Origin of the sequence: Paenibacillus sp. MER 99-2 (assembly GCF_023714095.1) — a bacterium.
Classification (GTDB): domain Bacteria; phylum Bacillota; class Bacilli; order Paenibacillales; family Paenibacillaceae; genus Paenibacillus.
In genome coordinates this window covers 105,522-120,409 of record NZ_JAMAUZ010000004.1, presented here as the reverse complement: position 1 = coordinate 120,409, position 14,888 = coordinate 105,522, and the positions used below count along the sequence as shown (strand labels likewise).

At 47.3% G+C, this 14,888-nt stretch carries 13 protein-coding genes; 7 read left to right on the top strand and 6 right to left on the bottom strand.

Annotated features, from left to right (window positions below; genetic code table 11):
* Nucleotides 1-31: 31 nt before the first annotated feature.
* Nucleotides 32-661 (bottom strand): pyroglutamyl-peptidase I, encoded by a 630-nt coding sequence (locus M3636_RS19065; protein ID WP_128100564.1) that lies wholly within the window; start codon nucleotides 659-661, stop codon nucleotides 32-34.
* Between the two features lie 73 nt (nucleotides 662-734).
* A complete protein-coding gene (locus M3636_RS19060) occupies nucleotides 735-1,736 on the bottom strand; it encodes a Gfo/Idh/MocA family protein (RefSeq protein ID WP_128100563.1) in 1,002 nt (333 codons plus the stop codon).
* A 383-nt stretch (nucleotides 1,737-2,119) separates the two neighbouring features.
* On the opposite strand from M3636_RS19060, the gene M3636_RS19055 reads away from it, so the two are divergent.
* From M3636_RS19055 to M3636_RS19040, 4 genes are all read left to right on the top strand, one after another.
* Nucleotides 2,120-3,853, top strand: a complete 1,734-nt coding sequence (locus tag M3636_RS19055; protein ID WP_251383621.1) for a helix-turn-helix domain-containing protein — start codon at nucleotides 2,120-2,122, stop codon at nucleotides 3,851-3,853.
* Between the two features lie 166 nt (nucleotides 3,854-4,019).
* Nucleotides 4,020-5,042, top strand: a complete 1,023-nt coding sequence (locus tag M3636_RS19050) for a FecCD family ABC transporter permease (RefSeq protein WP_251383761.1) — start codon at nucleotides 4,020-4,022, stop codon at nucleotides 5,040-5,042.
* Between the two features lies 1 nt (nucleotide 5,043).
* Entirely contained in the window at nucleotides 5,044-6,069 is a 1,026-nt protein-coding gene (locus M3636_RS19045; protein WP_483311529.1) for a FecCD family ABC transporter permease, read from the top strand.
* A gap of 147 nt (nucleotides 6,070-6,216) precedes the next feature.
* Nucleotides 6,217-7,170, top strand: coding sequence for an iron-hydroxamate ABC transporter substrate-binding protein (locus M3636_RS19040; RefSeq protein ID WP_128100561.1), 954 nt, complete (start codon nucleotides 6,217-6,219; stop codon nucleotides 7,168-7,170).
* 392 nt (nucleotides 7,171-7,562) lie between these two features.
* Here the strand turns inward: M3636_RS19040 and M3636_RS19035 are convergent, their stop codons facing one another.
* From M3636_RS19035 to M3636_RS19020, 4 genes are all read right to left on the bottom strand, one after another.
* Nucleotides 7,563-7,985, bottom strand: coding sequence for a macro domain-containing protein (locus M3636_RS19035; protein ID WP_128100560.1), 423 nt, complete (start codon nucleotides 7,983-7,985; stop codon nucleotides 7,563-7,565).
* A gap of 27 nt (nucleotides 7,986-8,012) precedes the next feature.
* On the bottom strand, nucleotides 8,013-8,978 hold the full coding sequence (locus M3636_RS19030) for a TIGR02452 family protein (RefSeq protein ID WP_251383620.1): 966 nt from the start codon (nucleotides 8,976-8,978) through the stop codon (nucleotides 8,013-8,015).
* Nucleotides 8,971-9,462 (bottom strand): riboflavin biosynthesis intermediates N-glycosidase, encoded by a 492-nt coding sequence (locus tag M3636_RS19025; protein ID WP_128100559.1) that lies wholly within the window; start codon nucleotides 9,460-9,462, stop codon nucleotides 8,971-8,973. The genes M3636_RS19030 and M3636_RS19025 overlap by 8 nt, the downstream gene beginning before the upstream one ends.
* A gap of 84 nt (nucleotides 9,463-9,546) precedes the next feature.
* On the bottom strand, nucleotides 9,547-10,419 hold the full coding sequence (locus M3636_RS19020; protein ID WP_128104329.1) for an NUDIX hydrolase: 873 nt from the start codon (nucleotides 10,417-10,419) through the stop codon (nucleotides 9,547-9,549).
* A 375-nt stretch (nucleotides 10,420-10,794) separates the two neighbouring features.
* Between M3636_RS19020 and M3636_RS19015 the strand changes: the two genes are divergently transcribed.
* The 3 genes from M3636_RS19015 to M3636_RS19005 all read left to right on the top strand — a co-directional run bounded on the left by M3636_RS19015 (nucleotide 10,795) and on the right by M3636_RS19005 (nucleotide 14,864).
* Nucleotides 10,795-11,229, top strand: a complete 435-nt coding sequence (locus M3636_RS19015; protein ID WP_251383619.1) for a MarR family winged helix-turn-helix transcriptional regulator — start codon at nucleotides 10,795-10,797, stop codon at nucleotides 11,227-11,229.
* Nucleotides 11,230-11,293: 64 nt separating this feature from the next.
* Nucleotides 11,294-13,045, top strand: a complete 1,752-nt coding sequence (locus M3636_RS19010; RefSeq protein ID WP_251383618.1) for an ABC transporter ATP-binding protein — start codon at nucleotides 11,294-11,296, stop codon at nucleotides 13,043-13,045.
* Complete coding sequence (locus M3636_RS19005; protein ID WP_251383617.1) at nucleotides 13,038-14,864, top strand: ABC transporter ATP-binding protein; 1,827 nt, start codon at nucleotides 13,038-13,040, stop codon at nucleotides 14,862-14,864. Before M3636_RS19010 ends, M3636_RS19005 begins: the two co-directional genes overlap by 8 nt.
* Nucleotides 14,865-14,888 lie beyond the last annotated feature (24 nt).

Sequence of the window (14,888 nt, the reverse complement as noted above, 5' to 3'; positions counted from 1 at the left end):
CTCAATCAGAGTCATCTTAAACCAGAACTCATTATCCTTTTGCAGTGTGCACCACGGTACGGATCATCACCCTTAACCCGTCCAACATCATTCCTATCGGCAAAGAAGGAACAGCAGGCTGCAGCACAGCCATCTCCGTTGAAGCAGGGAAATGAACGAATCCAGCACAAATCGGCAGCTGTTCCAGACGAATCCAATCCAGCACACGATACATCGTGTTGTTACAAATATAAGTTCCTGCCGTGTTGGATACAGCTGCCGGGATGCCTGCTGCGGTTAGGTCATTCACCATAGAACGGATCGGCAGGGTAGAAAACAACCCATCTGGGCTGCCTTCACGAATCAGCTCATCCACAGGACGCTGTCCCTGATTATCAGCGTAAGAGCTTGGCGGAATATCCTTAACGTTTACAGCAATGCGTTCCGGTGTAATGGCTGTTCTGCCTTTTGCCAGACCACAAGCAATCACCACATCCGGCTTATACGCCTGCATCTCTGCGATCAGAAGATCAGCACATTCGTCGAAGTGTACAGGCAGCAGCACCGTCTTCAGCACTGCACCCTCCACCTTTTCCTGTGTAAGAGCTTCCATCAATTCAGACGTGGGATTCACCGCATCGCCGCCAAAAGGTTCAAATCCAGAAATTAAAATTTTCAGCATGATGCCTTCACTCCTACTCGTTATACGCTATCTATCTGGTTCGAAACGTTTTCGGTTCGTTCAACATCAACCATTACTCAAACTTATAACGCAGTCCCCACTGCGCACGAATCGTATCCATCAGTTTCATAATTTCCAAGGACTCATCCAGCGGAATGGTTGAACTTTCCGTTTTACCTTCCAAGATGCAACGTCCTGCTTCTTCTGCTTCAAACGCATAGCCAATGCTTGTACGTTCATCGGTGAATTTCTCAGGCTCATCTTGTCCATTTACATGCAGATATGCTTCCTTCCCTGCGAGGAAGAACGGTAACCGGATGTATCCTTCTGTACCATAGATGACTGCTTCATTGCTTAGGTTCAAACGAATAGCTCCATGCAGTGAGGCTGAACGTCCCTCAGAATAAGACAGCAATACAGAGAATTGTTCATCAACACCTGTCTCTCCAATGTTCGCGGTACTCCACACATGCTGTGGCTGCTCGCCAAAGATCATGGAAGCGAATGAAATAGGGTACACCCCTGCATCAAGCAGTGCTCCACCGCCAAGTTCTGGATTAAGCAATCTGCCCTCTGGCTCCCAGCCAATGCGGAATCCAAAGTCTGCTTTTACCAAGCGTACTTCTCCAATTCGTCCCTCCGCAATCCATTGTCTAGCCTGCACAATCGGTGGGAGAAAACGTGTCCACATGCCCTCCATTAGAAAAAGCTTGTTCTCACGCGCTGTCTCAACCAGCTGTTCTAGCTGACGACCATTCATGGTAAAAGGCTTCTCGCACAGCACGGCTTTCCCGGCCTCCAGACAAGCAAGCACATTCTCCTTATGAAATGGATGCGGTGTAGCGACATAAATGATATCCAGCTCCGGATCTTGCAGCATCTCTTGGTAGGTGCCATAGCTACGTTCGAATCCGTATTCCGCCGCAAACGAATCCGCGCTTTCCTGCGTCCGGGAACCCACTGCCGCCTTCACAGCATTGCCCGCATGATTCAGATCCTTCGCAAATTGCGATGCGATCCAGCCCGTGCCCATAATGCCCCACTTCACTTTGTCCGTCCCAGCAACTCCTGTCATATGAAAGCCTCCCTAATACTCTATTCGGTATACATTGACCTTTTTCATGCAATGGAAACGTTAACTCTCCTTTATTTTACCAAAAAGAATCCGTTACGTCAGAACATGGTTTCATTCTCACGTCAGGATATCTAATAAGATCTGTCTGAAAGGGCTCGCTCACATTTCAATTCCACCTTATTTTTGCTAAGATTATCAGCAGATCACGGATGAAATGGACGGACTCATACCATCCTGATCGTATTTGCCTTTACAAGTTTAGCGGCTATTACCAGCATCATATTAAGCATGTTCACGTATCGACAATGGTTCACCACCGATAAGCGACTGCGTTCTTTGTAAATGCTCAACACGATCACTACGTTACGGAAGGAGGTTACATATTGAGTACGAACCCAGGCGAAATGAATCTGTCATACAGCGAGTCCACTGAGACTCAAGGCAAGCAATCCTCCCAGCAGGATCATGCCATTGAATCCGTTCGCTCCATTCAAAGCGAATTGCAACCATTTCTGGCTGATGCGCTCCTTGAGCTGGGGCATGCTGAGCGGATTGCAACCCATCAAGCATGGAGGTGGAACAACACATCGCTCCCTCACCATACCTTTATATATATGCATAAATTTACGGGAACACTTGTAGCAGACGGGCATTCTACCCCGGTTATGCGCAAGTCAGCTTTTCTTGGCAAGCCAGGTATGGCTCTGGAACTAGTCAGCGATTCAGATCAAGAAGCTGAACTATATATCATTACGTATGATCTGTTTCGGGCAACCGAGAAAACAAACGAACGACGAATTTACGAACGTGAGCTTGAGTATCCGTTTACCGGCTGGATTCAAGGGCCTTACTACGGCATACAACGCATTGCATCACAACTCACGGTTGAATACGGGCTTACCCTCTTGAAAAAGCAAATGCTTATGACTGAACTATTACATATGTTATGGCCGCAAGAGAAGCCACTTCTTACAGAAGCAGATGATGAATCAAAGTCATGGTTGCAGGCCACGATGAAGTACATGCAGGGCAACTATATGCACGAGATTAAGCTAGAGCAACTTGCTGAACTTGCTAGCATGCATCCCTCGTATTACTCCCAGCTTTTCAAAACCCGGATGCACAAAAATCCAATTGAATATATAACTCATCTACGGATGAATCGCGCAAAGGAATTGCTGATCACCTCTGACCTTAGAATTCGTGATATCGCTCGTCAGGTTGGATATCGTGATGAATTCTACTTCAGCCGTCGGTTCAGAAACCATTCTGGATATGCACCAACAGCCTATTCGAAGCAGGTACACCGAAACATCGTGTCCCTCTCCTATCCATATACAGATCATCTTATGACGTTAGGGATAACCCCTTGTGCGGCTCAGATTCAAGGTCACTTACCACATCTGCCAAAGTCTCTCACACTTCCGTTCCATGCTTATGAACCATGGGAACAAGGTCGTGAAGCCTTCCTTGATGTGAATCCAGATCTCATTCTGACCAAGGATAATGCATACGCCAAGGCCATGGAGCACATAGGTGATATAGCTCCCATTATCACAATTCCTTGGAATGAGACAGATCTCTTCGGTCATCTGGACCGAATTGCGACACTTGTGGATCGTCCACAAGCTGCCAAGGACTGGCTGGAACGTCATGAGCGCAAAGTAGAACGAGCCCGTAAGAAGGTTCGTGAATCCATCGGACAAGCTACGGTGGCTGTATGTACCATGACGGCAAAAGGACCGCGTATGTACAGTACCCGTAATTTTGGGCATGTCTTTTATCGCAGTCTTCAGCTGCTTCCACCTGAACGTATTCAAGCAGAGCTTGCTGGGAAATCTCCAGGTGTGGGATTAAATTGGTTGCCGATTACACCAGGGGAATGGGATGGTTTGGAAGCAGACATACTGATTGTAGCTGTAACATCGATGAAGGAACGATCCACCTTGCTTCATCAACTAGCCAGCGATCCTCTATGGAACCAATATCCCGCAGTCAAAAATGGACGTGTGCATGTCATCGATTGGCAATCTTGGGTCGTATACGCTCCCTATTCCATCAACATCCAGCTCGAAGAAGCGGTTCATCTGTTGACGAGCCAAACTTCATTTAGGTAATCTAGGACATGCCCTAAAAAATGTCCATCTCCAAAATCTTAATTTATCCCATGTACGAGGCTAAATTAAGATTTTATAATGATCTCTAATTGATAATGATAATCAATAACATCAGCAACACCATGCTGACGCAACAAAGGAAGTGAACTGAATTCAACACTCTGGGCTGCCACATCGTCCCACCAATCAACGAAAATCAACCGTGACAGTGAGCTTATTGTTTCTGTCAGCCATCTCGGTTCTGCTCATAAGTCTATGTGTCTCCATTTCGCTGGGTGCCAAATTTCTATCACTTGAGACGGTATGGACTGCAGTATTTCAGTATAACTCAACCCTAACCTCTCATCAGATTATTCATGAGCTTCGGCTTCCCCGGGTGATTGCCGCTGCTGTTGTTGGTGCAGCTTTTGCCGTTGCTGGCGCATTAATGCAAGGTATTACTCGCAATCCGTTAGCAGATACAGGTGTGCTAGGAATCAATGCTGGAGCTACTTTTATGGTGGCACTCAGCTTCGCGCTATGGCCAGGTTTACCCTACGCCTCTCTGATGGGACTATCTTTTGTGGGTGCGGTGCTTAGCACATGTTTTATTTTTGTGCTAGGTTCAGCGGCACCTGGGGGATTGTCTTCCATTCGTCTGACCGTTGCAGGCGCCGTTGTCGCCGCGATGCTTAGTTCTCTTAGTTCAGGTATCGCGATTTATTTTGACTTAAGCCAAGATCTGGCGTTTTGGTATGCGGGTGGGTTTGGGGGAATGGAGTGGCGGCATTTGAAGATGATCGCTCCTGTATTGCTCATTACGCTCATTCTCACGATGCCTCTTGCTCGGCGGATCTCGCTAATGTCACTAGGCGAGGAAGTTGCACAAGGACTCGGCATTAACATTCGCTGGACCAGATTACTGGCTTTAACTGTAGTCGTTGTGTTAGCCGGTGTTTCGGTATCTGCTGTTGGCTCTATTGGATTCGTCGGACTGGTCATCCCTCATATATCCCGCAAGCTTGTCGGGGTAGACTATCGGCTAATTATCCCGATGTCTTCGTTGCTCGGCGCGATTCTGCTCGTTCTAGCGGATCTTGGGTCTCGGATTGTAAATCCACCCGAGGAACTAGCGGTAGGAATCATGGTTGCCTTTGTCGGGGTACCGTTCTTCCTCTATCTGGCTCGTAAAGAAAGGAGAGCCCTATAGGATGAATAAGATGAATGCACAAGCCAGGACGCGTAGAACCCGTTCCATTGTCGTTAGTGTCACACTACTTTGCATCGCCTGTGCTGTTATCATCATCAGTTTGAACACAGGCACGATTCGGATGTCTCCAATGGCAGTACTGCAAACCTTGCTAGGCAATGGTAGCTCGGATGATCACATTGTGTTATTTGATTATCGTCTGCCGCGTATCTTAGTTACCGTTCTAGCTGGAGCCGGACTTGGCATCTCAGGAGCCGCTTTACAAGGAATTACACGCAATCCTTTAGCCGATCCAGGCATACTTGGATTGCATGCGGGAGCAGCACTGGGATTAATGGTATTCGTAAGCTTGTCACATTCCATGGACAGCCCGGCCGCCCTGTTCATTCCATTGTTTACTTTTGCCGGAGGCATAGTAGCCGCGCTTATCATTATGCTGTTAGCCTATGATCGCCATAATGGTGTTTCTCCCATAAAGCTCATTCTTGTAGGGATCGCCGTTGCGGCTGGCTTTCATGCTTTAACGTTGTACCTTTCCCTTCGCCTGGATGAGGATACGTATTCCTTTGCTGCTCGCTGGCTGGCGGGAAGTGTCTGGGGACGTGACTGGGTGCATGTGCAGGCTCTGCTTCCATGGGTTATTCTATGCATTCCTTATATCTGGAGTCGATCCAAGACACTTGACGCCTTCGGTCTTGGAGATGCCGCAGCCACGGGTATCGGTACAGCTGTTCGATCCCAGCGCATACTGCTGCTCTTATGTACAGTCGCTCTATCTTCGGTCAGTGTGTCTATGGCTGGGGGCATTGGTTTCATCGGGCTTGCTGCACCTCACCTGGCTCGCAGACTTGTCGGCCCGATGCACAGACATCTGATCCCGGCTGCTGGGCTGATCGGCATGGTCATTCTTGTTGCTGCCGATACGATAGGGCGGACTATCTTTCAGCCTAATGCTATACCCGCTGGCATTGTCGTCGCGGCTATTGGCGCGCCCTACTTTCTGTATCTTTTGGTACGGACCAAATAACCTACTGGATGGTACTACACTGTTACATCCCGAGTTGAATTAGCCTATTAGTTCAATTCAAGAAGAATAACTGCTGTTGCTATATCCAATGTTGTTACTTCAAACTATTATGCATCTATGAGATGTCCAAGGAGAATGTGATTACCCATGTTAAAGAAAAATATGATGCTCCTCATTAGCGTCTGTCTAATACTCGTGCTTGCCGCCTGTGGGACTGCCAGCAATTCATCTTCATCTGCTTCTACTTCTGGTTCCTCTACAGATACGTCTGCGGAACAGCAGGATAATAATGCGGCAACTGGCGATCAGCGAATCGCATCGATGTCCATTCACTTAACCAACAATCTGCTCGCTCTAGGTATTACACCCGTAGGTTCTGTTATTGGCGGGGAAGCCAAAGCGTTCTTGTCTCACGTGGCTGACCGCCTGAAGGACACCACACCACTCGGACCAGTCAAAGACCCTGACATGGAAGCGTTGCTTGCTTTGAAACCGGACGTCATTTACCTTGATGAGGAGTACTCAGGTGATGATATTGCGAAGTTCGAGAAAATCGCTCCTGTACATGTATTTAACTTGGACGACGGGACATGGCGCGATAACCTCAAAGCGATTGGCAAGCTCGTAAATCGGGAAAAAGAAGCAGAGCAATTCATTCAGAATTATGCGACAGAGACAGAAGACGTAAAATCGTTAATTCATGATAAGATCGGCGATGGTACCGTTATGGCTATTCGAGTGACAGCTAAAGAATTACGTGTATTCAGTACCAAACGTCCGATGGGGCCAATTCTATACGATGATCTGGGATTAACTCCAGCCAATGGAATTAAAGACCTTGATTCCTCTAAACCTTATCAAGTCATTTCTCGTGAGGTGTTGCCAGACTTCGATGCGGATGCCATATTTGTCGTAGTTAATTCGGATGCAGACGCGGAGAATATGTATACAGAATTGCAGAATAATCCGATCTGGCAAGGGCTAAAAGCGGTAAAAGCAAATCATGTCTACCCTATCAAAGCCCAGCCTTGGCTCGACTACTCCGCACTGGGGAACCAGATGGCGCTGGATGAAGCTAAGGAAATGTTCTCAAGTAAATAATGTTAATGGAACACACATATCTATAAGTGCGTGTTCAAAAAGGTCGGTTTTCAGTACCGACAAGATGGAATGAAGATAGAAATGGAGTAGCGGAGCGTAGGCAAAACTACGTGAGCAACGGACATTTCGGCTGAATTTCATCTTCGATGCTGAGATGCCTTCAGGCATCCATCGTAATCAAAAGCGGACTTTTTGAACAACCTCTATAACGTAAATTGAAAAACCTCTGCTACGCACGGAAGAAGTTCGAATCAGAACGGAACTCCGCCTGCGTTAGCGAGGTTTTTTTGTTTTTGTTTTTATTTTTATTTTTATTTTTCTGGCAGATAAAATTTTCATTTCCCCTCAAAAAAACGATATGATGTAGCCTCCGATTCCGGATCATAAAGTGATCATAGCGTACACACAACAATCTCAATATCCGTCTCAGCAAAGGTATCCTGAAGGATTGTCCGTACCTTCTCCCACTTCAATCGATCCAGCCCACATCCAATCTGCGGCATAGCTAGCTTGCCAATTCCTTGAGCCACACATACGTCATGCATAGATTCAACTGCACGGGTAAAAGACTGATATGTCGGCTTATTCGAGAACTTCGCCTTGGTGACCAAATTCAAAGTTCGTCCTACCGGATAACATGTCCCGATCTCAAGAGGTTCTTGCTTCGCTTGCTCCTGCAGTACCTCAAGTCCGAATCGTTCTCTAAACTGTACCGCAATCCCTGCACCCATACGGGCATCGGCCGAAATACAGTGAGCTAGCGAATAATCTTCATCCATGGAAAATAAATCCTGCTGTATCTCTCTAAACTCCATACTGATTACTTCCTCCCAATTAATAAGTTATGCTCCAGTGAAACGCTGCTGAAATGCATTCAATGTCGACTGATCTTTGGTTCGATCGAAAACTGCAAATACGATACGTTCGAATGCCTCTCGATAATGTTCATGTATCAGGACATCATGGAAAAACTTCGCAACCTGCACCGGATCATTCTGAAATACGCCACATCCAAATGCACCTAGTACAATGGTTCGGTGTCCATGTGCGATTGCTACGTGCAAAATGTACCGAATTCGTTGCTTCATGACTGACTCAATCATCTGATCGTCAGCTTCTTCTCGCGCTCTCACAACACCGGCATTGACCGCTGGAGCGGTAATGAAGGCTGCACAATACGGCTTAACCAATAATCGATCTTGATCATCACGAATCACTGGAACCTCAGGCGAATAAATCATATGATCCGAATATAGACAGGTTCGCAGTTTCCGATTATGTTCGTACATCTCTGTCATCTGCGCAATGCACGGGTACAGCCCTGTTGCACGCGCCAGACTTTCCTCCTGTGCCTGACTTCCCCCAAGAAATCCGCCGCCTGGATTTTTGGCAGAGGCAAAGTTTAGGCAGACGACATCTTTCAGCTGCTCATCCGTCACTAGACGTGCAGCAGCCGCAAGTGTTGTTTCTCCCGTAACTTCAATGATCGTACTGGATGGTTTAGCTGATAGAGCCGACTGATTCAGCTGATCCTTAAACGTTTGCAGCTCTGTTGGTCGGTATAACACTGAATGCTGGATGGCATATTGCACATCCTCATCGATCCTTACGTTCCGGTCATATGAATTGACATAGCTTCCCTGTTCGAGAATAGCTAACGTTTCGTGGGCAATCCGAGATCTGCTTGCGCGTTGATTCGTCGGTTGGTTATGAGTCGTTCTGTTAGGAGTCGTTCTGTTCGTTCGGTTGTGACCTTGTTGACTAAGATTCTTTGGGCTGCTGATCTGGTTCTGTTTATGTTCACTCATGTTTATCACTTCGACTTTCTATGTTTTCTCTCAACTGGGTAAGAATCTCGCCTAACCAGTTCGTCCCTCTCCATGTTCTGCGATTCCGAATTCGTGGGTCTTCTTCCGCTAAGCCGACTCCCCAGATTCGGTCATCCGGGCTTGCTTCAACAAGGGTCGTGCCGCGAGTAGCCAGTAATGCTTCCAGTAGATCGTTATTCTGCGTGAATTTCGCTTCATTACCCTCATAAACGATGCGCTTGCACTCCGCTTCCCAGACTGTCTGGTTGAAGTTAGCAACCTGTCTGCCCAGTTTTTTTTGCACAGATGCGGAGCTTGACTTCAGTATTTTATCTGCAATAGCCTGATCTCCGAACAATAGTGCTTTCTGGTGCATCATGTATTGCTCCGCGCTGGTATAAGATACACCATTCACTGCAAAATCTGCGGGATGCCATTGCGAAAAGGGCGATGCTGTGCGCCAGAAAAATGTAAACTTCTCCAATGTGATCTCCTCCTTTCTCTACCTAAATCTCGTATTCCAAAACGGACTTAAGGAACAACCTCTATAGCGTTATTTTCCGTATCCTTACGTTGCAGGTCGATCAGGATTCAATCGATATAAGCGGGATGGGCGATGTCCTGCACTGCCTGCATATTCCCCCGTCTCTACGACCCAGTCCGCGATCTTACGGCGAAAAGCAGCCGCCAGCAGCTTTTTGCCACCGATAATTTCGTATACTTTCTGCAGTGCTGTCAGTGTAAACGTATCTGGCATGAGATTAAATGCTATGTCTGTATACTCAACCTTCGAACGCAGACGCTCCAGCGCATACAAAATAATCTTGGCATGGTCAAAGGCAATCCCCTGCGCTTCCATCACCCGCATGCTATTACTTCGCACTCGCCATTCAATCGACTCCTTGGTTTCAATCACGGCCGATAGTTGCTCAATTCCATTCGTCAAAATCAACTCAATTCGGCGCTCGGTTACTCGCCTATGCTCGTGGATATGACGCTTCTCCTCCACTAACCGCTGTTCCATGCGAAACCAGTCTGCTTCGCTCGCATCATCACCAGCTGCAAGCTCTAGCTCACTGCTATCTACTAACGCCATGTAGGAACAACTGATGACACGTGTGCGCGGATCTCGGTGGACATCGCCCCATGTGTATAGCTGTTCCAAATAAATGTTGTCTACCCCGGTCTCTGTGTATAGCTCCCTGCGCGCCGCTTCTTCCAGAGACTCATCCATGGATACAAACCCTCCTGGGAGTGCCCACTGCCCTAGGTAGGGATGCCCTCCTCGTCGAATCATCAAAAGCTGAAGTGCAGGCTCGGCAAGTTTACGATAGTTGGACTGTGTCTCATTACGAATCGTAAATACAAGCATATCAACGGTGACCGAGGGACGCTCGTAATCCCCCACGTTATAGGTTGCTAGAAACTGTTGCTCACTCATTTGATCATGCTTTTGGTCATGCTTTTGGTCATCATCTCTTGAACCGTCCACCACAAGAACCTCCATATACCATATTAAAAAAACATTCCGCTTTGTTATTAACACTTTGTTATTAACAAAAAGATAATAACAATTTAACATATCGATCTCGTTCAAGTCAATATTTCCCATGCCTAATTGCACAACCAGAATCGCTCTTCTAATTTTATCTAAACTGAATGTTGATGGATGCTGACGTTGTGATAAGCATCTCTAATGAAAACGGAAATCCCTTGACCTTACGTCAAATCAAACTTATCATTTAGTTAGTCAACTAACTAAATATTCGTGTTCAAAAGTGGGCTTTTTGAACGACCTCTAAAAGGATGGAAACGTATGAATCCAGCACGTACTGAACGTCTAATGGGACAGTTATCCGAACTAGTGAAGCTCCAGCGTTACAAAATTCATGAGAAACTTGTTAACCACCCTGAGCTATATCCTGGTCAGCCTCCTCTTCTATTTCAGTTGGAACGGGAAGACGGACAGACTCAGAAACATCTAGCTGAACAGCTTCGGCGCACACCGGCTACCGTAACCGTGATGCTGAAGAGGATGGAAACATCCGGCTATGTAAGACGGGAACCCGATCCTAATGATCAGCGGAGTCTACGCGTGTACCTCACGGATCTGGGGCGCACTGCACTGCATGATTTAAGGGAGGTATTTCAAGAGCTGGAGGAACAGGCTCAGAAAGGCTTCACCCCTGAAGAATCACAGATGATGTCCACGCTCGCGCAGCGTATGGTGCAGAATTTGCGCGATATCTAATGTAGTTACTAGTTCTACAAATCATGCAGCATGAAATGCAATATGAGATGAGGTGATTTTCCGATTGTGGTCATTAAAACGATTTCTAACTCCTTATAAGTCAGCCGCTATTCTCGCCCCGCTGCTCATGGTGCTTGAGGTCGCCATGGATCTACTTCAGCCCAAGCTAATGTCAAGCATCGTTGATGATGGGGTGCTTGCAGGAGACCTGTCCCACATTATACGCACAGGTTTATTTATGCTTTTATTTGCGCTAATTGGCTGGGTTGGAGGAGCGGGTTGCACGTTATTTTCCAGTAAAGCTGCGGTTGGATATGGCACTGATCTGCGCCAGGAGTTGTTTGATCATATTCAGACCTTCTCCTTCCGCAATCTGGATACGTTCCGTGAGGGCTCTCTAATCACTCGGCTTACGAGTGATATTACACAGATGCAGACCTTTGTACAGATGCTTCTACGGATGTTTATCCGCTCACCGATGCTGATCATCGGAAGTGTCATTATGGCTTTTACGATTAGTGTTAAGCTGGCGTTCATTCTGATCTTGACGATGCCGGTTCTATTTATTTTGCTATATGTGCTCATCCGAGCCTCGTATCCATTGTTCGCAAGTGTTCAGGATAAATTAGACAAGGTTAATGCTGTTCTGCAGGAGAATCTTGCCGGGATTCGTGTCGTCAAAGCATTTGCCCGTGCGAACCTGGAGCGCTTACGCTTCAAGCAATCCAATCAAGATTATACCGAAACAGCGGTGAAGGCATGGCGCATTGTAACTTTGAATGCTCCTGTTCTGAGTCTCATGCTGAATGCAACCATCGTAGCGGTATTATGGTTTGGCGGTTATCAGGTGGTCGGAGGTAGCATCGCTGCCGGGGATCTGATTGCTTTTATTAACTATGTAACGGTTGTACTCTCATCACTTACCTCAATCGGAATGATGATGATGAGCTTCTCTCGTGCCAAGGTGTCTGCTGCTCGGATCAACGAGGTGCTCCATACGCAGCCGGATATTCAATCTGGCAGCTCTATTGTTAGTGAAGGTAAAACATTAAGCGGTATGAATCGTAGTAGTTCCGGACAGGTGGAATTCAGAGACGTTTCCTTCCGGTATGACGGAGAGCCTGCATTGACTGGAATCACCTTTACAGCTAAACCAGGGGAAAAAGTAGCTTTACTCGGGTCTACCGGCTCAGGCAAAACCTCACTAGTACAGTTAATCCCTCGATTGTATGATGCCTCGCAGGGCGAGGTTCTCGTCAACGGAGTTAACGTAAAACAATGGGATCTGCATGACCTTCGTAGCTGCGTCTCCATCGTATTACAGGAATCCATCCTGTTTAGTGGCAGCATTCGGGACAATATCGGTTACGGCAAACCCAATGCAACAGAGGAAGAGATTCGTCAAGCTGCGCAAGCAGCGGCTGCACATGAATTTATTATGAACCTGAAGGACGGTTATGACACCGAGCTAGGACAACGAGGTGTTAACCTCTCGGGCGGTCAGAAACAGCGGATTTCTATTGCACGTGCGCTTCTCATGCAACCGGAGGTTCTCATCTTGGATGACAGCACAAGCGCTGTAGATCTTCGAACTGAAGCAAGCATACAGAAGGCATTACACACGTTGATGAAAGACAGCACCACGATATTGATTGCCCAACGAATCTCTTCCGTACAGGATGCTGATTGTATCTATGTACTTGAAGAAGGGCGCATTGTAGCTAGCGGCACACATGATCAACTCATGGCACATTCGCCACTCTACCAGTCGATCTATGATTCACAACAGCGGAAGGAGGATGTTCACTATGGCTAAATCTATATCGTCCTCCAGTCAGTCAACTGCCTTGCCTCCAATCGGTGGCAGAATGGGGCCACCAGGCAGAGGGCCAGTACCCAAGGTACGCGCGAACAATGCAAAACACGCTATTCTCCGGGTTTGGTCTTATATGGGACAACATCGAGCAGGCGTCATTGCTGCACTGGTCTTGACTGCCCTTGGTACGTTGTTAAATCTTGCTGGACCTTACCTGCTCGGCCGAGCAGTGAATGAACATATTGTCCCCAGAATAACGGAGGGGCTTCTGAAGGAATGCCTTCTGTTACTGGCCGTGTATGTACTGGGCTCCCTCATGATGTGGGCTCAATCCTTCGTTATGATTGGTGTGTCTCAGCTTACGGTGAAGGATCTACGCCAAGACCTCTTCTCTCGGCTGCAGCAGCTTCCAATCAGCTTTTTCGATAAAAATCAGAGCGGCGATCTGATGAGCCGTGCCACCAATGATATCGATAACATATCCACCACACTGAACCAAAGTGTGACCCAATTGATGTCGAGTGCCATTCTGCTCGTTGGCTCATTATCCATCATGCTTGCCCTGGATGTGCGGCTCACCCTTCTAAGCTTAGTTACTGTGCCGTTAATTACGATTGCCACACGGCTGATTGCTTCCAAAACGCGAAAGCATTTCACAGCACAGCAGAAGTTACTCGGTGAACTGAATGGTTATGCGCAAGAGACGATTGCCGGGCAAAAGGTCGTTACTGCCTATAATCGTCAAGGTGAGGCTCATAAACATTTTGTCGGACTGAATGAGAAGCTACGTGTATCCAGTACGCAGGCTCAGAGTGTGTCAGGGTTAGTTGGCCCTACCATGAACGTGATGAACAACATTGGCTTCGCTATTCTGGCTGCCGTTGGAGGTTGGATGGCCTATCATAATCTGACATCCATCGGTCTGATTGTAAGCTTCCTTGCTTATTCCCGTCAGATTGAACGCCCGATTAATGATCTGGCGAACCAGTACAATTTGATTCAAGCCGCGATTGCTGGTGCCGAGCGTGTGTTTCATATTATCGATACACCGAGTGAATACGTGGAGGAGCAGAAAAAGCGACTGGAGCAGATTCGAGGTAAGGTTGTATTCGAACACGTATCCTTCGGATATACACCCGAAAGACCTATTCTGAAAGATGTCAGCTTTACCGCACAGCCAGGCGAGATGATTGCATTGGTTGGTCCAACAGGTGCAGGTAAAACAACGATTATTAATCTGCTGCCCCGCTTCTACGATATTACAGGAGGACGCATCACCATTGATGATTGTGACATTGCTGAATTGGAGAAAGATCCCCTGCGGCGTGAGCTTGGCATTGTACTGCAGGATGCTTACCTATTCTCAGGCACCATCCGGGACAATATTGCTTACGGTAAGCCGGATGCAACACTAGAGCAGATTCGGCAAGCTGCCGAGCTAGCCAATGCACACTCGTTCATTCGCAAGTTGCCGCAAGGGTACGACACACCAATTATTGCTGGTGGCAGCAACCTAAGCCAAGGTCAACGCCAATTGTTAACGATCGCGAGAGCGATTTTGGCTGATCCCGCCATTCTCATTCTTGATGAAGCCACGAGTAGTATAGATACACGGACGGAAATGCATATTCAACAAGCGATGCGGACGCTGATGAAAGGTCGAACGAGCTTCGTCATCGCCCACAGGCTCAGCACCATTCGTGAAGCTGACCAGATTCTTGTTATTGACGCAGGCGAAATCACTGAGCGAGGTAATCACGAGCAGCTGATGCGGCAACAAGGCTTCTATTATCAGTTACATCAGGGACAACTCAGCTAATAGAGGTTGTTCAAAAAGCCCCAT